The sequence below is a fragment of the Streptomyces sp. L-9-10 genome (assembly GCF_004151105.1).
GTDB lineage: Bacteria > Actinomycetota > Actinomycetes > Streptomycetales > Streptomycetaceae > Streptomyces.
The window spans coordinates 18,576-37,487 of the sequence record NZ_PHRF01000028.1 but is presented as its reverse complement, the minus strand read 5'-3'; the positions used below and the strand labels follow the sequence as shown (position 1 = coordinate 37,487).

Here is an 18,912-nt window from a genome sequence, read left to right as displayed (position 1 = left end):
GACGCCCCTGGCTCTCGGCGCACCCGATGCCCTGGGGCCCTGGGGCCTGTCTCACGTCGTCCGGGCCAGCCGCCGCAGGCTTTGGGCGTATCGGCGCGCCACGGCCTGCTGAAGCAAGCGTCCGCCGGGGCCCAGCGCCTTCGTGTACCAGGCCGAGGGTCGGCTGATGGCGACGATGACGAAGTCGGTGGAGTTGTCCGGCAGGCGTTCCAGAACGAAGGCTTCTTCACCGCACTCGGGGTGTCCGGCGAGCGTCCCGTAGGCGAACCCGGTCCGATGCTTCTCGTCGACGGTCCACACGACCTGGCACGGTGCCCTGAGCGGTCCTGCCCGCAACAGCACCCGTACGCCGGGCGCGGCGTGCGGGGTGTCGTTCGAAACACGGATCAAGGGAGTGGCCCGGTGCATCCCCCACCCGAAGAGCGCCTCGGCGGCACGGTCGTACGTGCCGAGCCCCAGTGACGTACGGAGCCGCAGCACGTGGAAGCCCGGGGGTGTCGGTCCGCTCTTCGCCGTCATGCCCACGTCGGAATAGGTCAGATCACGCATGCACCCCATCATGCCCCGCTGCCGCATGGGAGTGTCCTGATAGCCCCGTGCCGGCCGCACAATGCGACCGAGGGCCGGGAAAGAAGTCCCCGGCCCTCGGCGGTCAAACCAGTCGGCACATCAGACGCCGGCGGACACCGTCGCCATCGCGCAGGCGAACAGACCGCAGCCGAGCACGACCCCGGCACAAATCCTTGCGGTCCTGAGGCCGGGCAGGCGCTTGGCCCGCCCGACCATCAGGACCACCGGCGCCGCGACGAAGGGCAGCGCAGCCACCCCCAGCATCGCGAGGCCCCAGCCGAGCGACGCCGTGGCGCCTTCGGGCATCTCGGCCCGGCCCAGGGCGCTCAGCGTGTGCTGTGCACCGTTGAACCCGAGCGGCAGCGCCGCGAGGAGTCCCGGCAGGAACGCCAGGCAGATCGCTGCCACCGCACCGGCGGTGCGGTCCAGCAGACCTGTTGTATTCGCTTGCATGTCAACCCCTTACCAACGCGGTGCGTACCAACTGATGTTGGAGGCGAAAAGGCCCCACATCAGCTTGGCGAAGACATTGTTCGCCTTGGCACACGGCTTCTTCTTGTTGCACCAGGTGTTGTTCGGTCCCCACGCCTTGACGTTGAGCTGGAGGAAACCGTACTTCTTGCCGAGCCAGAACTTGATCTTCTTGTCCTTGCCTTCGACGTGTCCCTTCAGCGACTTGAACTGCCAGTAGGTCTTGCCCAGGTGGGTAACCTTGACCGGCCCCTTGCCGTAGGCCAAGTTGCAGCGCTCGCCGAGACTGAGCGTGGCACCGCAGCCGGTCAACGGGAAGACCCAGAAGTGTGTGCGGATCCACTTGAAGACCGTCTTGGCGGAGCTGGCGAAGAGACCGAGGCCGTACGAAGCCCCGTACGAGTACGCACCGCTCAGGTCCAGGCAGGAGACGGGGTTGCCACGGCAGTACTCGTAGCTGTTGTCGTTGCCTCCCTGAACCGGGTCGACGGAGAGGAAACGCCCGTCGCTCGGGTCGTAGAGGCGGACCCCCATGAGGGTGATGCCACTCGGAGTACCACTGTCCCGCTGGTAGGCGCCGAGCCATCCGTAAGTGGTCGCGGAGGTCCCGTTGAGCGGTTTGCCGTATTCGTCGTACCGCTGCACGGTGAGCGGAACCGCCTGGTTCAGCGGGAGTTGGATCGAGATGTCCCCGTGCAGGTTCGTGAGTTGCAGGACGGTGTCACCGGTGCCCGAGGTCGCGGCGGCCAGCTGGCCGTCCGGACCGGCGACGGACCGGGTGATGCCGCCTCCGGACGACTTGGTCCAGGAGGGGGTGTCCTCCTCGCCGCCGAAGTGGCTGACGACGCTCCCGGAGGAGATCCAGGTTCCGCTCCCGTCCTTGGTCTCCTCGGCCGACCGGGCGAGCCGGCCTGCGGCGTCCAGCGACCAGACGGTGCGCTGCGAGCCGACGGTCTCGCTGCGTACGAGGTCGTTGACGTGGTACGTCAGGGTGCTTTCACCGCGGGTGGTGGTGCGCCCGAAGGCGTCGTATGCGATGCCCGTGCCGATCAGCCGGTCACCGCTGTCGTAGCCGGAGGAGACCGTCGTGCTGGTGGTGTCGGCGGTGGTGCTGTCGCAGTCGTCCGACGTCGTCGTCAGGCCGGTGCGGTTGCTGTTCGCGTCGAAGGCGTAGGCGCGGCTGGTGCAGCCGCCGGCCGTGGTATCGGTCGCCGTGGCCAGCCGCCCGGTGACGTCATAGGTGAAGGCGGTCTCGGTGGTGGCGCCGTCGGTCTGGGTGTGCTGGAACTGCTCGCCCAGGGCCGTGGTGCCCGCCACGTCCGAGAGGACGGTGTTGCCCGTACCGTCCGTGTACTCCCTTCCGGTCTGGATACCGGCGGTGTCGGTCGTGACCGTGAGGGTGTAGCCGCCGGGCAGCGTCTCGGTGACGATCCGGCCGTCGGCGTCGTAGACGGCCTCGAAGGTGCCCGCGACCGAGTCGTTGACGGTCTTGATCTGGCCGGCCCCGTCATAGGTATAGGTGGTGGCGGACGGAGCGGAGTCGGTGACCCGTACCGGCCGGTCGAGGACGTCGTACGCGGTGGTCGTCGTGTTGCCGGCCCCGTCGTCGTACGAGACGGGACGTCCGAGGGCGTCGTATCCGTAGCGGATGGTCTGGCCGCCCGCGGACCGGGTGGCCGGCTGCCCGGTGGCCGGGTCGTAGGTGTACGTGGTGTCCGCGACTGCCTCGCCGGCGCCGCCCGTGACCGAGGTCTTGACGGTGCGGCCCGCGTCGTCCGTGACGACGGTGGTGACACGGGTGCTGCCGTTGGCCGTCTCGGTCCTGGTCGCGAGCTGCCCGGCCCGACCGTAGGTGAAGCCGGTGGTGATCAGCTCGGACGGGTTGTTCCCGCCCCCGGTGACGGAGGCTGCGGGAGCGGTGCGGCAGAGCATGCCCGCCCACTCCGGGCGGCCGGCACAGGTGCCGGCGCCGCCCGCGGTGTAGTACGTGTAGACCAGCGTGCCCGCGTCCGAGCCGTTGGACTTGGCCGTCCGGGTGCTCGCCACCCGGCCCTTGGCGTCGTACGTCGTACGGGCGACAGGCGCGGTGGGGCTGGTTCCGGTTGCTCCCTCCTTGCCGGACAGGACTTGTCCGGTGGACCAGTCGTAGCTGACGGAGGCGGTCTGGATGTCCGCGTCCTTCGGGTAACCCTCGACGGTGGCGCCGGAGGCGGTGGTGGTCACCTGGCCCGACACCTTGGCGTCACTGGGACGGTTCTCGTCGTAGACGTAGCTGTTGTGGGACCGGGCCGGGACGACGGAGCCCGCCGGAATCGTGGCGTCGGATGTCGCGCCGGTCAGTTCCCTGCCCAGGGTGACCAGATGGAGCGGACCGTATTCGTCCAGCGTCCGCTGTCCGTCGGCCGAGTACACCGTTGTCGAGGAGAGCCGTTCGGCCCGCTCGGCGCTGGTCAGATCGGACAGGCCGAGTGACGTGGCCTTGGCGTCGTCGGCCCGGAGGGCGACGGCGCGGTTGCCCGCGGTCAGTTCGGTGACCGTGTTGCCGTGGGCGTCGTACTCGGTCGTGGTGATCGAGCCGCCGGGCGCCGCGGTATTGGTCTCGTCTCCGTTGGCGTTGATGTAGGTGACGGTGGCCGTGCCGTAGGCGCTCGCGCCCAGGTCGACGCCTGTGCTGGAGGCCGGGTCCGAGCCGGGCGGGAAGACCGCGGTGGCATCGGTGGGCGCCTCGTCCTGGGCCCAGGTGGCGACCGTGGCCTTGTTCATCTGGTAGGGCGCCTTGGATCCGGACAGCGGGACGTCGTAGACCACCGTGGTCGCGGCCGTGCCGGCCTTGGTGGTGGCTGTTCCCTCGGCGAGACCCGGGCGGGACGCCTTGAGCAGCATGCCCGTGCCCGCCGTGAGAGCGGATCCGGCCTTGCCGTAGGTGAAGGTCCACGGCAATGCGCCGCCCTCGGTGAGGGTGGCGATCCTGCCGTCGGCGTCATAGGTGTAGGAGGTCTTCAGCGCGGCGCCGATCCTCGGGTCCCACACCTCGCGCAGCCGGCCGGTGCTGTCGTAGGCGTAGCGGGAGATGATCTCCGGCGTGGCCTTGTCCGCTCCGGGCTCGGTGGCCCACAGGCGGACGGACTGCACCCGATTCTGCTGGTCGCCCAGTGCCCCGGTGGTGGCGGTGGTCGTGGTGGCGTAGACGAACTCCACGACACGGCAACCCCGCTGCGCGGGATCGGCCTGGCACTGCGCGGCAGTGACGCCCTCGGTCGGTGAGATCACGTACTTCGGGCGGACGAGCTTCTGAGTGCCGCTCGTGGTCGTCTCGGAGACGAACGTGAGTTGCGTGTCGTCCACTGCGGACGCGCTGGACGCCAGCGGCCACGTGGTGGTGCCTGCGGCCTTGGTAAAGACCGCGACGTTGGCCTGGCTGTCCTTCAGCGTGAACGACGTGCCGGTGAGCGACCCCGTGAGCGTGAGCGACTCATATCCGGTCTGGGCAGCCCAGCCGCCCTTCGAGGCCGCGGTGAAGGCGATGGCCGCACCGTCGGCGTCCAGGATCTCCACCGAGGTGTCCGAGGTCCTGCGGAGCTGGGTGAACTCGCTGCTCTCCTCCCCGCTGACGGACGAGGCCCAGCCGGGGCCGAAGATCTCGGCCTGGCCCTCGGTGTCCGTGCCGTTGGTCCGCGAGGAGAAAGTGCGCTGCACCTGGACGGAGAACGCCGAGGCGTCCGGCTCCGTCAGGGAGAAGTCACCGGTGAGCAGGTTGACTTCACCGATGCCGACCGATCCCGTCGGTGCGGTGCCCGCGTCCCTGTCGAGGGTGACCTCGGTGGTTTGCGAGTGACCGGTGGTGGTGCCGTTGGTGAAGGCGGCCCGCAGTTCGATGACTCCGTCCTCCGCGAGGGTGGACACCACGTTCCACACCAGTTCGGCGGCGTTGCCGCCGGTGACCTTCACCGGCCAGGCGGTGACCTCGCTCCCCGAGGCGGTGACGTCGGCCGCCGGGACGGTGTGCCAGACGTCCTCCTCGCCGCGACGGTACTGCCAGGTCACGCCCGTGTACGAGGAAAGTCCCTTGGCTGCGAGAGTGACCCGGCGTGCGGTCTCCGTCCCGTCGGCGGGAGAGATGACGGCCGCTCCGTCCTCGCCCACACCGAACGCGTACGCGGTGACCGCGGTCGAGAGGTTGCCTCCGGAGTCGACGGTCCTGGAGTACAGCGTGTGCCAGCCGTCTGCCGGGTCGATGGTGATGTCGGCCGCGTCGCCGCCGGTGCCGTCGGTGGTGTCCAGCTGCTTGTGCGGGACGGCCGGGTCGTCCAAGCCCCACCAGTAACCGGCGCCGTCGGTGGAGTCGGTGTCCAGAGTGCAGCTGACGCCAGAATCGGCTTTGGCCGTCCAGCCGTTCTCCTCGTAGGTGTCGCAGGAGACGTTCGGCGCGGCAGGTTTGCCCGTGTTCAGGACGAAGGTGCTGTAGCCGGTCCACGCACCGTAGTCGACACCGTCGTGGGCGCGGGCCCGGTAGCGCAGGTGAGCACCGACCGGGAAGGGTGCGGTCGCCGGGATGGTGAGCTTCGCCGTCGAGCCGGAGGCCACCTCGGGCGACGTGCCCGTATGGGTATAGGTGGTGTCCGCGTAGGCGGGGTCCGGCGTGACCTCGAACTGCGCCTTGGTCTTCGACCCGTCCGGGTCCGTCACGGCGGCGGCGAGGACCGGGGTGAGAGACGTGACGTAGCGCTTGCCGTTGTAGCTGTTCAGCGCGGACGGCGAGACGGACGTACCAGTCGGGGCGGCCGGGTACGAGTTGTACGTCACTGTGAGGTGCGGCTCGGTGGAGCCGTCACCGGAGACGTAGTTGGCCGAGCGGAACCGCCGCCACGTATACGAGTCGGACTCGTCCGCTCCGGCGATTCGGAGACCGTGGTTGGGAGAGCCGGCGGCCCATGCCTGCACGATCGCGTCAATGTCGAAGTTGACGTTGCCGGGCGGGCAGTTGGTGTTGTAGCCCAGCGCCGCCTTGCTGGTGACCGCGCCATCGGCCGTGGTGGCCGGCTGGACGGCCCAGGTGAGGTCGGAGGACGCCCAGGTGGAGGTCACCCGTCGTACCTGCGTACCCGCTCCGGTGGTTGCGCAGGTCGAGGAGTAATACGAGTACAGCGCCAGGTTGGTGTCGGTGATGTGCTTGCCCTTGAACGCGGTCACATCGAACTTCACGTACGAACGCGCCTTGGTGGCGCCCGCGTCGTAGGTGCCCGACTTCAGCTCGGTCGACGAGACCTGCGAGTCGGGGTAGTTGGTGGCCACCCAGGTGTCCGTGCTCGCCGCGAGAGTCGAGGTCGGGTCCACGACGACCGGGTAGCTGAGGTCCTGGTCGAAGTAGTCGGCATCCGGGGTCAGCACGAGGCTCTGGGAGCCGTCGGCGGCGGTCTCGATCTCTGTGTCCACCTGCGCCAGATGCCTCGACTCGCCCGAGGCGGGGTTCGTGGAGGAGTCCCACATCATCGGCGCCGGAGCCTCGGCGACCAGCTTGCCGTCGGTGTCCTTGAGCAGCAGGCGTCCGGAGTCGGTCTCGGTGAGCCTCAGTCCGCCCAGCTTGACGGGTATTCGGTACTCGACAGGGCCGGACGGGGCCTCGTCCAGGACCACGTTCTGCGAGAAACCCTGCGAGAGGGCCGTCACGGTGAGCGTCTGGCCGTCGCCCACGTCGTACGCCGCGGTGTCGCCCTTCACCTCGGGGGCGGGAAGCGTGTCCTGCCAGCCCATGCTGAAGGAATGGTCACCGCGGGCCACTGACGCCAACACCTTGTCGCCGCCGTCCGACACCGTCACATCGGCGGCCGCGACCTTCGGCTCCAGGGAGGGGCCGACGTCGGAGAGCGAGGTGTCGATGTCGCGCCACGTGCCCTCCACCTTCGCCCGGACCGGACCCGCGTACAGCGACGTCTCAAGTTCGCCACTGGGCAGGGCGTAGGTCGTGGTGGTCTCCGTCCGCTCCGGGATCACCTCGATCCTGCGGTTCTGCAGCCTGGCCATGACCAGGGCCGCGGCGACCGAGTCGGCCGACGAGGCCTTCGTCGTATTCGCCGGCGCCGCCGTCGCACCGACGGGCCGACCTGCCGTCACGGCGGTACCCGCGGCGAATGCCGTACCCGATCCGAGCGACACAAGAGCTGTCTGGGCAGCCAGGACGGTTACCAGACCGACGGCGATCCGTCTGGTCCTCCCCCGTGCTGAAAGGTCCCCCCAGAGGAGCGGTCTCTTCCGCCTCCCCCATCCACGCGTCACTGTCGCTCCACACTTTTCGATATTCACAGAATGATCACATCCTGCACGTTAAGCGCATTGAACATGCGGTTCTGTCACCGAAGAGATCTCCGGCCCGAAGCGATGCGAGATCGTGATCATGAAGCCGGGCGGAGCGTGTGCGATGCGGGAGCGTGCGCAATGCGGGGAGGGGGGTTGAGGAACATCCATGTCAAATCGTGTGCCAGACACTCGGCACCGCTGGTGAACGCCCCACGCGGCGGCGGCCGTTGACTGGCCGTGCGGTCTTCCCGCACATGACGCTCCATTACCCACGGGGCCGGCGTCGGGAAGACCTCCGAGCGGCGCGGCGAGGACCGGCCGTTCGCCTCCGTGGCGAACGACGAAGTCGGCGAGGCACCGGAACCGCGGTGGGGCACCCCTCGGGTCCAGGTGGCGACCGGACAGCTCTCGGGGCGTCAGGCGGGACGGCCGACGCTCTCGCGGACCACGATGTGGGTCCCCAGCAGGTGCCGCTCCTGTTCGGATCCGGGATCGTCGCGCAGGGCGAGCCGTACCGCCGTGCGTCCCATTTCCTCGGCGGGAATATGGACCGTGGTCAGCCCGGGGGTCAGATCGTCGGCGACCGGGTCGTCGTTGTAGCCGATCAGCGAGATGTCGTCGGGCACCGTCAGACCATGCTTGCGCAGCGCCTTCATGGCTCCCGCGGCGACCTCGTCGTCCCCCGCGAACACGGCCGTGAAGTCCAGCTCTCCCGATTCGAGGAGCGTGTTCATGCTCTCGTACCCCTGCCGCTTGTTGAAGCCGGTGCCGACCACGCGGCCGGCTTCGGGAGGCAGCCCGAAGTCGAAGAGGGCTCGGCGGTATCCGGTGATCCGGTCCTCCGATGTGGAGTTGCCCGGCAACTGCCCGAGGAAGACGATGCGCCGGTGCCCCGCTGTCAGGAGATGGCTGGTGATGCCATAGGCGCCGGCCTCGTTGTCGTACTCGACGACCAGCGCGGGTACGCCGGGAGGAGGGGCCGGCCGCCCGCAGAGCACCAGGCGGGAGCCGACGGCCGCGAGAGCCTGGGCATAGCGGGCCATCCGCTCGCGGTACTCGTCGTTCTCCACCGCGCCGCCGACCAGGACCACCATCTCGGCCCCCTGTTCGCGCAGCATCTGGACCATCTCGTGCTCGCGTGCGTTGTCACCGCCGGTCGTGCAGACCATGCACAACCTGCCGCGGGCGGTGGCCTCGTACTCCACGCCCTGCGCCACCTGCGAGAAGAAGGGGCTGGTGACATTACGGGTCAGTACGGCGACGGTCTTGCGCCCGGTACCGGCCAGGGCCCGCGCATGAGCGTTGACCACATAGTCGAGGTCCTTGACCGCCCTCAGTACGCGGGCACGCGCGCCGGCGGACGTCGGATGACTGCCTGACAGCACCCGGGAAACAGTCGCGGCCGACACCTGCGCACGCTGCGCGACCTCCTGAATCGTGACGCGCTCTCCCAATGCCCCTCCTCGTGCGCGGGTGGGCCGCCGTCCGGCCGCCGCCCCCTGTCGCACACCATGGTGCGTCATGATCAGCGCGCGGCCGCCCCGTACTCGCTTCTCGACCGCACGCTCATGACTAAAGCGCTTGCACAGGAATGGCCATCCTTCACGTCGCGCGACTCCTTGACTCCGCTACTAGCTGCACCTAATCTCCAGTCGGCTCCATGAAATCGCTTACATACGAGTGGAGGACGTTCCGTGAGAAGAAGACTCCGGCAGCGGCTGGGAGCCCTGATCGCCGCCGTTGCCGCGGCTGCCGCCGTACTCGTACCGACCGCGCCGTCCTCTGCCTCGGCTCCCCGGGGAAACCCTCACTCCGCACATGGGCTCTTCTCGGTCCCCAAGACCCCTGTCATGGACGGCAAGCGACTCCTGCAGGCCCGCACCCGCCTGGCGCTCGGCGACCCGGCGCTCCGCGACGAAGTCACGTCACTGACCACGCAGGCCGACGCATGGCTGGGGAAGGGACCGTGGACCGTCACCGACAAGCCCGACCCGGCGGCCAGCGGCGACATACACGACTACCTCAGTCAGGCCCCGTACTTCTGGGCGACACAACCGAAGACCCCGGAGAACCCCAGGGGCTGCCCCTACGAGGAACGCGATGGGCAGCGAAATCCCGAGGCCGAGATCGGTACCGACCGCGTCGACGCCGGAAACGTCCTGAAATCCGTCCCCCTTCTTGCTCTGGCCTGGTACTACACGGGGAAGAGGGAGTACGCCGAGCACGCCTCCAGGATTCTGCGCACCTGGTTCGTCGACCCCGCGACCCGGATGAACCCGCATCTGAACTACGCGCAGGGCATCCCGTGCAAGAACGACGGCCGTTCCATCGGCATCATCGATTTCGCGCAGTACTACACGGGCAACCTCGACGCCATGGCGATCCTCGACATCGGAGCACCCGGCTGGACGAAGAGTGACCGCGCGGGCATGCGGGTCTGGAACGAGGAGTATCTGGACTGGCTGGTGAACTCCGAATTCGGCAAGAAGGAGTCCGCCGCCACGAACAACCACGGTACGTACGCGGCCATGCAGATCGCCGGCCTCGCGGTCGCCACCGGGGACAGGGAACTCGCACGCGAGACGGTCCGCGACCAGGGTGCCAGGCTGATCGACTCCCAGATCACCGCGGACGGCGGCCAGCCCCGGGAACTGGCACGCACTCGGAGCTGGCACTACTCGAACTACAACCTGGCCGCCTTCTGCCGGCTCGCCGCCATCGGCAAGCAGGTCGGCGTGAACCTCTGGTCCCATCAAGGACCACAGGGCCAGAGCCTGTCCGACGCGATCGGCTATCTGCTGCCCACCGCGACCGGCGAGGCCACCTGGCCGCACCCGGAGCTCGAGTTCTACCGCTACGCGGCGAGCGACATGGTCCACGCGGCCGCTGACGCGGGTGACCGGGCGGCGAAGGCGGCTCTGCCGAAGCTGCAGGCCCCGCCGGGCGGCGATCTCTGGGAACTGAGGCCGGCCGCGCAGCACGCGGTCTGAACACCCGCCGGCCGATCGAGCGCCCACCGACGGTCACCGGCCGGTGGGCCGGTGGGAACGGTTCGCCGGTGGAACGCTTCGGGGGACTGTCACACGTACGACGTACCATCGCGCATGTGACCAGCAGACCCACCCCGGCGCAGCGCCTGCGCGACCTCGCGCGGTTGCGTCGCGTCCGCGACCGGATCGACCGGGAGTACGCGCAGCCACTGGACGTCGAGGCGCTCGCCCGTGGCGAGCACATGTCGGCCGGGCACCTCAGCCGCGAGTTCAAGGCCGCCTACGGCGAGTCGCCGTACGGCTACCTCATGACACGTCGTATCGAGCGGGCTATGGCACTGCTGCGTCGTGGCGACCTCAGTGTCACCGAGGTGTGCTTCGCGGTCGGCTGCGCGTCGCTGGGCACCTTCAGCACACGCTTCACCGAACTGGTCGGCATGCCGCCCAGCGTCTACCGGCACCGGGCGGCGAGCGCGACGGCGGGGATGCCGTCCTGCGTGGCGAAGCAGGTGACCAGACCGATCAGGAATCGAGAAGCACCGGCACCGGGCCACACATAGTGTGACCGTCATGGACACAAGGAGCCCGCGCACGACAGGTCGTCCGGGTGGCCGGAGCCACGGAGGACGGTGCGCCGCCCCTGGTACCGTGACCCCTCGACCGGGACGGCGAGGCGCTTCTGAGAACCGCGGGCGAAGCCGACGTCCCCGAGATCGGCGCGCTGCCGCGGGAGCGGGGTGACCGGCTCGACGCGCATACCGGCATCGCCCCGGCCGCGTCGGCCACGTACCACTGTTCCGTATCGCCCACGTGCCCGGGGCCGAGCTGTGCCGGGGACCGAGGCGGCGACGCCGACGGAGACCGCGAAGGCGACCCCGCCCGACAGATGGAGAGACGATGAGCATGCCCACGACGACGGACACGGGGTCGCCCGCGGCGCATGTCGCCGACAGCCACGATGTGATCCGCGTGCACGGCGCGCGCGTGAACAACCTCAAGGACGTCAGCGTCGAGATCCCGAAGCGCCGGCTGACGGTGCTCACCGGCGTCTCCGGCTCGGGCAAGAGCTCCCTGGTGTTCGGCACGATCGCCGCGGAGTCGCAGCGGCTGATCAACGAGACGTACAGCGCGTTCGTGCAGGGCTTCATGCCGACGCTGGCGCGGCCCGAGGTCGACGTCCTGGACGGGCTGACGACCGCGATCATCGTCGACCAGCAGCGGATGGCCGCCGACGCCCGCTCCACGGTCGGCACCGCCACCGACGCGAACGCGATGCTGCGCATCCTCTTCAGCCGACTCGGGCAGCCGCACATCGGCTCGCCCAACGCGTTCTCCTTCAACGTCGCCTCGGTACGGGCGAGCGGTGCGATCACGGTCGAACGCGGCGCCCGCAAGACCGTGACACAGACCTTCAGCCGTACCGGCGGCATGTGCACGCGCTGCGAGGGCCGCGGCACGGTCTCCGACATCGATCTCACCCAGCTCTACGACGACTCCAAGTCGCTCGCCGAGGGCGCGTTCACCATCCCGGGCTGGAAGTCCGACAGCTTCTTCACGGTGCGGGTCTACGCCGAGTCGGGCCTCCTCGACCCGGACAAGCCGATCCGCGAGTTCACGAAGAAGGAGATGCAGGACTTCCTCTACCGGGAGCCGACCAAGGTGAAGGTCGAGGGGGTGAACCTCACCTTCGAGGGGCTCATCCCCAAGATCCAGAAGTCGTTCCTCTCCAAGGACAAGGACGCGCTGCAGCCGCACATACGGGCGTTCGTGGACCGCGCGGTCACCTTCACCGCCTGCCCCGAGTGCGACGGCACCCGGCTCAGCGAGGCGGCCCGGTCGTCGCGGATCGGCGGGATCAGCATCGCCGACGCGTGCGCGATGCAGATCAGCGACCTGGCCGCATGGGTGCGGGACCTCGACGAGCCGTCGGTGGCACCGCTGCTCGGCACGCTGCGGCAGACCCTCGACTCGTTCGTGGAGATCGGGCTCGGCTATCTGTCGCTCGACCGTCCGTCGGGCACGCTGTCGGGGGGCGAGGCGCAGCGCGTCAAGATGATCCGCCACCTCGGCTCCTCGCTCACCGACACCACCTACGTCTTCGACGAGCCCACCACCGGCCTGCACCCCCATGACATCCAGCGGATGAACGACCTGCTGCTGCGGCTGCGGGACAAGGGCAACACCGTGCTCGTGGTGGAGCACAAGCCGGAGACGATCGCGATCGCCGACCATGTCATCGACCTCGGCCCCGGCGCCGGCGCCGCGGGCGGCACGGTCTGCTTCGAGGGCACCGTCGAGGGGCTGCGGACCGGCGGCACCATCACCGGCCGCCATTTCGACGACCGGGCCTCCCTCAAGGAGTCGGTGCGGAAGCCCACCGGCACGCTGGAGATCCGCGGCGCGACGGCGCACAACCTGCGGGACGTCGATGTCGACATCCCGCTCGGGGTGCTCGTCGTCGTCACCGGCGTCGCCGGCTCCGGCAAGAGTTCGCTCGTGCACGGATCGCTGCCGCAGCGGTCGGGGGCGGCCGACGCGGGAGTGGTGTCGATCGGCCAGGGGGCGATCCGCGGCTCGCGGCGGAGCAACCCGGCGACGTACACCGGACTGCTCGACCCGATCCGTAAGGCGTTCGCGAAGACCAACGGGGTGAAGCCCGCGCTGTTCAGCGCCAACTCCGAGGGCGCCTGCCCCCAGTGCAACGGCGCGGGTGTCATCTACACCGACCTGGCGATGATGGCCGGAGTCGCCACCACCTGCGAGGAGTGCGAGGGGAAGCGGTTCCAGGCATCGGTGCTGGAGTACCACCTCGGCGGCCGTGACATCAGCGAGGTGCTCGCGATGTCGGTGTCCGAGGCCGAGGAGTTCTTCGGCGCCGGCGAGGCGCGTACACCGGCCGCGCACGCCGTACTCGGCCGGCTCGCCGACGTCGGGCTCGGCTATCTCAGCCTCGGCCAGCCGCTCACCACACTGTCCGGCGGCGAGCGGCAGCGGCTCAAGCTGGCCACCCACATGGCCGAGAAGGGCGGCGTCTACGTCCTCGACGAGCCGACCGCCGGCCTCCATCTCGCGGACGTCGAGCAGCTGCTCGGTCTGCTCGACCGGCTCGTCGACTCCGGCAAGTCGGTCATCGTCGTGGAACACCACCAGGCGGTCATGGCCCACGCCGACTGGATCGTCGATCTCGGCCCCGGTGCGGGGCACAACGGCGGCCGGATCGTCTTCGAGGGCACACCCACCGACCTCGTCGCCGCCCGCTCCACCCTCACCGGCGAGCACCTCGCGGCCTACGTCGGCTCCTGACCGGCGCCTTCGCTCCATGCGAACGCCCGCGCCCGCGGCGGCGTGTCACCACCGCGGGCGCGGGCCCCGCCCTGTGGGCGGACCGCGCTACGTCAGCAGCACGCCCTAGCTGTGCTTGACGCTGACGTTGTAGATCGTGGTCTCGCCGTAGTTGTCAGTGCTGCACGGCGAGGAGTTGCCGCAGTTGGCCTGGGTGTAGACGCCTGCCTTGAAGTACCCGGTGGTGAAGGCCGAGGTGATGGTGGTCTGGAGGACCCCGTTGTAGTACGCCTTGATCTTGCCGCCGCTCACGACAAACTTCGCCTCGAACTGGGTGCCGAGCTTGTAGTTGCTCGTCACCAGCTTGTAGTGGGTGTCGTTGTCCTTGGTGACGTACAGGCTGGTGCCTTCCAGCCGGAAGACCGAGCGGTCGTTGCCGTCGTGGATCTGTCCCGCGACGACATGGCTCTTCGTCGCGGGCAGACGGTTGATGGCCTGGTCGACGATGAGCGTGTGCGTGCCGGAGGACGAGGACCAACTGGCCAGCGACGCACCGTTGTTCGTCATCTCCCGCAGTTCCGAGCGGGGGTAGGAGGTGTTGGTCGTGGTCGCCCCGTTGACCGCGGCGCGGAACGTGACGCCCTTGCAGTCGGAGGTCGGGGTGAACCAGGGGTTGATGGTGTACGAGGCGAGCGTCGGCTGCTTGATCTCCAGGGGCTGGGTACCCGAGGCGTTGGGGTCGTCCACCGGCAGCTGGATCTTCCAGTTGCTGGTGAGCCCGAGCACCGAGGACGGCGAGGGGCAGGCGGCCGGGGTCGCCCCCGCCGTCGACGACTGGGCCGGCCGGCCGAAGGCCGCGGGGCTGCCGGCGACCAGCGTGGCGCAGGTGGCGAGGGCGGCAAGGCCGCAGTACAGCTTGCGACGCGGAGTGGGGGACGTGAACTGGTACATGAACGGCTCCTGATTTTGGGGATTTTGTGTTTCAGGCGGAAAGTTCGCGTATCACCTCCTCGTTGACGCCGATACCGAGGCCCGGTCCCGCGGGCACCTCGGCGGTTCCCGCGGTGACGCGGATGACCGGGTCGGTGGCATAGGGGCTCGTGAGGAACTGGCGGCCGTTGAGGTCGACGGGCGTGGTGACGCCGAACGCGGCGAAGAGGTGGAGTGAGGCCGCGAGTCCGATGTCGGACTCGGTCAGGCCCGATCCCATGATCTCCACTCCGCAGTCCTCCGCGAGCTGGCACTGGCGCAGGGCCAGGGTGAGGCCGCCGCAGCGCTGGACCTTGGCGACGGCGGTTCCGACGGCACCGAGGCGTACGAAGGTGGCGAGATCGCTGGGGTGCCGCAGGCTTTCGTCGACCGCCACCGGCACCGGACTCAGGTCGCGCAGTCTGCGCAGACCGTCGATGTCGTTGGCGGGGAGCGGCTGTTCGAACGCGGTGACGCCGAGGGGCTCCAGCGCCCGTGCCATGCGCAGCGCGGAGTCCGCGGTGCAGGACTGGTTCGCGTCCACCCAGAGGATGCCGTCCGGGGCGGCTTCGCGGACGGCGGTGACGACGGCGAGGTCATCGGCCCCGGCGGCGACACCGGTCTTGACCTTGAAGTGGCGGTAGCCGTTCGCCCGGCCTTCGGCGACGGAGTCCCGAGCCGTCGCCGCGTCGGTGCCCGTCACTATCCAGGCGAGTTCGACGGTGTCGCTGCGGCGGCGGCCCCATAGTTCGCCCAGGGACAGGCCCCGTGACCGGGCGAGGGCGTCGTGGCAGGCGACGTCGACGGCGGAACGGGCCAGGGGCATCCCGATCGAGAAGCCCCGGCTGATGGTCCGGTCGAAGGTCCTGACGAGTCCGTCGAGATCCCAGAGCGCCCGTCCGGTCGCCGCGGGCGCCAGATAGTGGTCGATGGTGGAGACGATCGACTCGGTGGTCTCGTACGTCCACGAGGGGATCGGTGTGGCCTCGCCCCAGCCCGTACTGCCGTCCGAGGCCGTGACCTTGACCAGGACGCGGATGGCGGGCCGGCCGCCGCGGGTGACGGGACCGCCGGCGACGGTGAAGTCGCGCAGGGTGGGCAGGGCGACGGTGAAGGTCTCGACGCGTTCGATGGTGGGCGATCCGTAGGTGTGGTGCGTCATGGTCCGGGTCTCCTCAGTACCAATTGGCCTTCTCGACCTCGTTGATCAGCGGTTTTCCCTCTGTGAATCTCTTGGCGTTGTCGAGGAGGACGGCGAGGCGGCGCTCGTCGGCGTGCGGGCCGGCACCGGCGACATGAGGGGTGATCAGGACATCGGGGCGGCGCCAGAGGGGATGCTGCGCCGGGAGTGGTTCGGTTTCGAAGACGTCGAGGGCGGCGGCCCGGAGCCGCCCCTTGTCGAGTGCCTCGGTCAGTGCGTCGAGCCGGACCGTCTGGCCGCGGCCGACGTTGACCAGACAGGCGGTCGGCTTCATCAGCGCCAGCCGCTCGGCGTTGATCAGCCCTTCCGTGTGCGGTGTGTGCGGAAGGGTGACGATGACGAGGTCGGCTTCGGGGAGGCGGGCCTCCAGCCGCTCCGGACGGTGGAGGCGGGTGAACCCGGGCGGGGCCACGGTCTGCCGGGCGTCGATACCCTCGACCTCGGTACCGAACGCGGCGAGCAGCCGGCCGACTTCGGCGCCCACCGCTCCCGTTCCGACGATCAGGGCACGGACCTCAGGGAGAGGGATCACCGCGTCCGGCGACCAGTCGGGGGCCCACAGCGGCGCGAGTTGGTCCCGTGTGTAGCGCGGCAGGCCCCTGGCCAGGGCGAGGACGAGCGCCATGGTGTGGGCCGCGACATGGTCGGTATAGGTGTCACGCATGTTGGTGACGCGGACGGGGTGCCGGACGAGTTCCGGATAGTAGAAGCCGGGCGGCGGTCCGGCCTGGGGGGACTGCAGCCAGCGCAGCCGGCCCGCGTACGGCAGGAGTTCCGCCGGAAGCGCGCCGTACGCCGCGTCGGCCCGGCCCAGCGCCTCGATCGTCTCCTCTCGTGTCTCGGGCCGTACGACCCTGATCGCGGGTACGGCGCTCTCCAGCCGGGCCGGCCATGGGGCCGTGCGCTGGTCGTGGGGCGGCAGCATCACCAGCAGGTGACGGTCCCCGGTCATGCCGCGTACCGTGTTCCGTCGGCCGTCACTTCATGGCGAAGCGGGCGCCCGGTCACATAACGCTCCAGTTCACCGGCCATGGCGCGACCGAGTCGGCGCCGCTCCGGTCCGAGGTTTCCGGCGAGATGGGGTGTGATCACGAGGTTGTCCAAGGAGAAGAGGGGCGAACCGGCCGGAGGTGGTTCCGGATCGGTGACGTCGAGTGCGAAGAACAGGTCCGGCCTCCGGCGGGCCACCTCGATGAGTGCGGGCTCGTCGATCAGCCCGCCCCGGGCGGTGTTGATCAGAGTGGCGTCGGATTTCATGGATTCGAGGAACCGGGCGCCGACCATGCCCTCGGTGTCCGGAAGCAAGGGGGTGTGCAGGCTCACCACGTCGCTGGTGGCGAAGAGTTCGTCCAGTGGGATCAGCCGGACTCCGAGCTCAGCGGCCATGTCCGGGCTCGCGTAGGGGTCGTACGCCTGGACGTGTACGTCGTGGCGGGAGAGCAGACGCGCCGTCGCGCGGCCCGCGGCGCCGAGCGAGACCAGGCCCACGGTCGAGCCGCCGGTGCCGAGTTCGGGCTGCCTGGGTACCGGTGCCCGGTTGCGCAGGGAGCCGAGGGCGTAGCGCCATCCGTGTTTGAGCGCGTACAGGATCTGCGCGAGCGTGAACTCGGCGACGGTCTCGGCGATGACCGGTCCCGCGGAGGTGACCCTGACGCCATGGGCCCAGGAGTCGGGGGTGACCAGGCCGCGTGTGGAACCGGCGCCGTACAGCACGAGGCCGAGTCCGGGCGCGGCCGCGAGCAGTGCGGCGTTCAGCCGGGGGGCGCCCCAGCCGGTGATCAGGACGTCCACTTCGGCGAGGTGCTCCGGGGTGAGGGCGTCGCCGGGGCACAGCGGATGCCGGATATGGACATGCTGTTCGATGGCGGCGCGTTCCCCGGGACCGTAGACGTCCTCGAAGAGGGCCGGGTTCATGGCGTAGATGCCGGTGAGTGTCATCGCTGTTCTCCTTGTACGGAGGTGCGCAGTGCGGCGAGCCGGGAGGCCGAGGCAAGTCCCGCGTGGTAATAGCGGATCTGCTGGGCGCCCGCGGCGCCGAGCCGGGCGACGCGCCGCGCGATCGTGTCCGGCGGGTCTTCGAGTACGGAGACGTTGGCGATCACCGGAACGGCCGTGCGCCGTACGGCCTGTTCGACTCTGGCGACCGCGCTGTCCTCGTCGCCCCAGCACTTCAGGACGAAGGCATCGGCGGGTCCACCGAACACGGTGACGTCCAGTCCGCTGTCGGGGCCGGTCGCCTGAGGGTCGTCGTCGGCCATCAGCAGCAGTTCACGGTCCGGTGCCACGGAGGCGACGGCGCTGGTCAGTTCGGCTATGACCGCGTGTCTGTGACGGAACAGCCCCTGTGCGCGGTCCTCCCCGAGGGTCTCGGTGAGTGCGGCGGGGGCCGGGCGGCCGTGCGCCAGTTCGCCGTCCACGGCGGTGCGGATGTCGTGCGCCAGGGCGTCCGGGTCCACGCCTTCGCCGGCGAGCGCCGCGGCGCAGGCCGTGCACAGGCAGACCGAGAGCAGATCGCGGCAGCCGGGCGAGAGGTCCACGCCGTGGGTCTTCTCGTGATGGCTGCCGTGCTCGAATCCGAGCCAGCCGCAGGCCTCCAGCATCAGGCTGGGCACGTCGTACCGGCCACAGACCTCCCGGACGAGGTTGAGGGCGTAGGCGCGCACTTCCGGGTGGGCCGGACAGAGAGCGTACGAGTAGTGCTCGCCGAAGGCGTTGCGGACCGTGAGGTGGGGGGCGCGGGCGCCGAGGACCGACGAGTGGGTGAGGACCAGCCAGGCCTCGACACGGAGACCGGCAGCGCTCAGGGCGGCCGCCGCGGTTCCGAAACGGTCCGGCACGTCCACTCCCCAGGTGGGGGGCAGCGGTGTGAGTGTCTGTCCCTTCCAGATCTCGGGGGTGAGCGGGAAGTACGCGGCGGCGTGCGCCGCGTGCACGATCCTGTGGCGCGGGTGCCGGGGGGATATCGCCCGTACCGCGTGGTAGCCGGCCTGGAGGGTCACCGTGCCCAGCCCCAGGTCGGCGATCCGGTGTGCCGCCGCCGGATCGCCGACGATGTCCCAGGTGTAGGCGAACGTCCCGTCGCGGCCCCGGGCCGGACCCGTGGACCGGTCGGCGGGAAGAGTCGCTCGAATCACG

12 protein-coding genes are annotated in these 18,912 nt (G+C 69.5%); 3 read left to right on the top strand and 9 right to left on the bottom strand.

Features of this window, described 5'->3' with window-relative positions; genetic code table 11:
* Positions 1-51: 51 nt before the first annotated feature.
* The 4 genes from CU044_RS08225 to CU044_RS08210 all read right to left on the bottom strand — a co-directional run bounded on the left by CU044_RS08225 (position 52) and on the right by CU044_RS08210 (position 8,789).
* Positions 52-549 carry a DUF1990 domain-containing protein gene (locus tag CU044_RS08225; protein WP_129767811.1) on the bottom strand — a complete coding sequence of 166 codons (498 nt, stop codon included), beginning with the start codon at positions 547-549 and terminating at the stop codon, positions 52-54.
* Positions 550-669: 120 nt separating this feature from the next.
* A complete protein-coding gene (locus CU044_RS08220) occupies positions 670-1,023 on the bottom strand; it encodes a hypothetical protein (protein ID WP_129767810.1) in 354 nt (117 codons plus the stop codon).
* Positions 1,024-1,032: 9 nt separating this feature from the next.
* Positions 1,033-7,152: a DNRLRE domain-containing protein gene (locus CU044_RS08215; RefSeq protein WP_240045432.1), complete on the bottom strand. Its 6,120-nt coding sequence runs from the start codon at positions 7,150-7,152 to the stop codon at positions 1,033-1,035.
* Positions 7,153-7,751: 599 nt separating this feature from the next.
* Positions 7,752-8,789 (bottom strand): LacI family DNA-binding transcriptional regulator, encoded by a 1,038-nt coding sequence (locus tag CU044_RS08210; RefSeq protein WP_275670181.1) that lies wholly within the window; start codon positions 8,787-8,789, stop codon positions 7,752-7,754.
* Between the two features lie 240 nt (positions 8,790-9,029).
* Between CU044_RS08210 and CU044_RS08205 the strand changes: the two genes are divergently transcribed.
* The 3 genes from CU044_RS08205 to CU044_RS08195 all read left to right on the top strand — a co-directional run bounded on the left by CU044_RS08205 (position 9,030) and on the right by CU044_RS08195 (position 13,628).
* Positions 9,030-10,325 carry an alginate lyase family protein gene (locus CU044_RS08205; protein WP_129767808.1) on the top strand — a complete coding sequence of 432 codons (1,296 nt, stop codon included), beginning with the start codon at positions 9,030-9,032 and terminating at the stop codon, positions 10,323-10,325.
* A gap of 116 nt (positions 10,326-10,441) precedes the next feature.
* Positions 10,442-10,885, top strand: a complete 444-nt coding sequence (locus CU044_RS08200; protein WP_129767807.1) for a helix-turn-helix transcriptional regulator — start codon at positions 10,442-10,444, stop codon at positions 10,883-10,885.
* Positions 10,886-11,222: 337 nt separating this feature from the next.
* A complete protein-coding gene (locus tag CU044_RS08195) occupies positions 11,223-13,628 on the top strand; it encodes an excinuclease ABC subunit UvrA (protein ID WP_129767806.1) in 2,406 nt (801 codons plus the stop codon).
* A gap of 105 nt (positions 13,629-13,733) precedes the next feature.
* On the opposite strand, the gene CU044_RS08190 is transcribed toward CU044_RS08195, so the two are convergent.
* From CU044_RS08190 to CU044_RS08170, 5 genes are read right to left on the bottom strand one after another with little or no spacing between them, the layout of a single operon-like run.
* Positions 13,734-14,558 (bottom strand): polysaccharide lyase family 7 protein, encoded by an 825-nt coding sequence (locus CU044_RS08190; RefSeq protein ID WP_129767805.1) that lies wholly within the window; start codon positions 14,556-14,558, stop codon positions 13,734-13,736.
* A gap of 31 nt (positions 14,559-14,589) precedes the next feature.
* The gene (locus CU044_RS08185) at positions 14,590-15,738 is read right to left on the bottom strand and encodes an enolase C-terminal domain-like protein (RefSeq protein WP_129767804.1); all 1,149 of its coding nucleotides are present in this window, start codon (positions 15,736-15,738) and stop codon (positions 14,590-14,592) included.
* Between the two features lie 13 nt (positions 15,739-15,751).
* Complete coding sequence (locus CU044_RS08180) at positions 15,752-16,729, bottom strand: D-2-hydroxyacid dehydrogenase (protein WP_129767803.1); 978 nt, start codon at positions 16,727-16,729, stop codon at positions 15,752-15,754.
* Complete coding sequence (locus CU044_RS08175; RefSeq protein WP_129767802.1) at positions 16,726-17,715, bottom strand: hydroxyacid dehydrogenase; 990 nt, start codon at positions 17,713-17,715, stop codon at positions 16,726-16,728. The genes CU044_RS08180 and CU044_RS08175 overlap by 4 nt, the downstream gene beginning before the upstream one ends.
* Positions 17,712-18,911 carry a hypothetical protein gene (locus CU044_RS08170; RefSeq protein WP_205124058.1) on the bottom strand — a complete coding sequence of 400 codons (1,200 nt, stop codon included), beginning with the start codon at positions 18,909-18,911 and terminating at the stop codon, positions 17,712-17,714. Before CU044_RS08170 ends, CU044_RS08175 begins: the two co-directional genes overlap by 4 nt.
* Position 18,912: the final 1 nt, after the last annotated feature.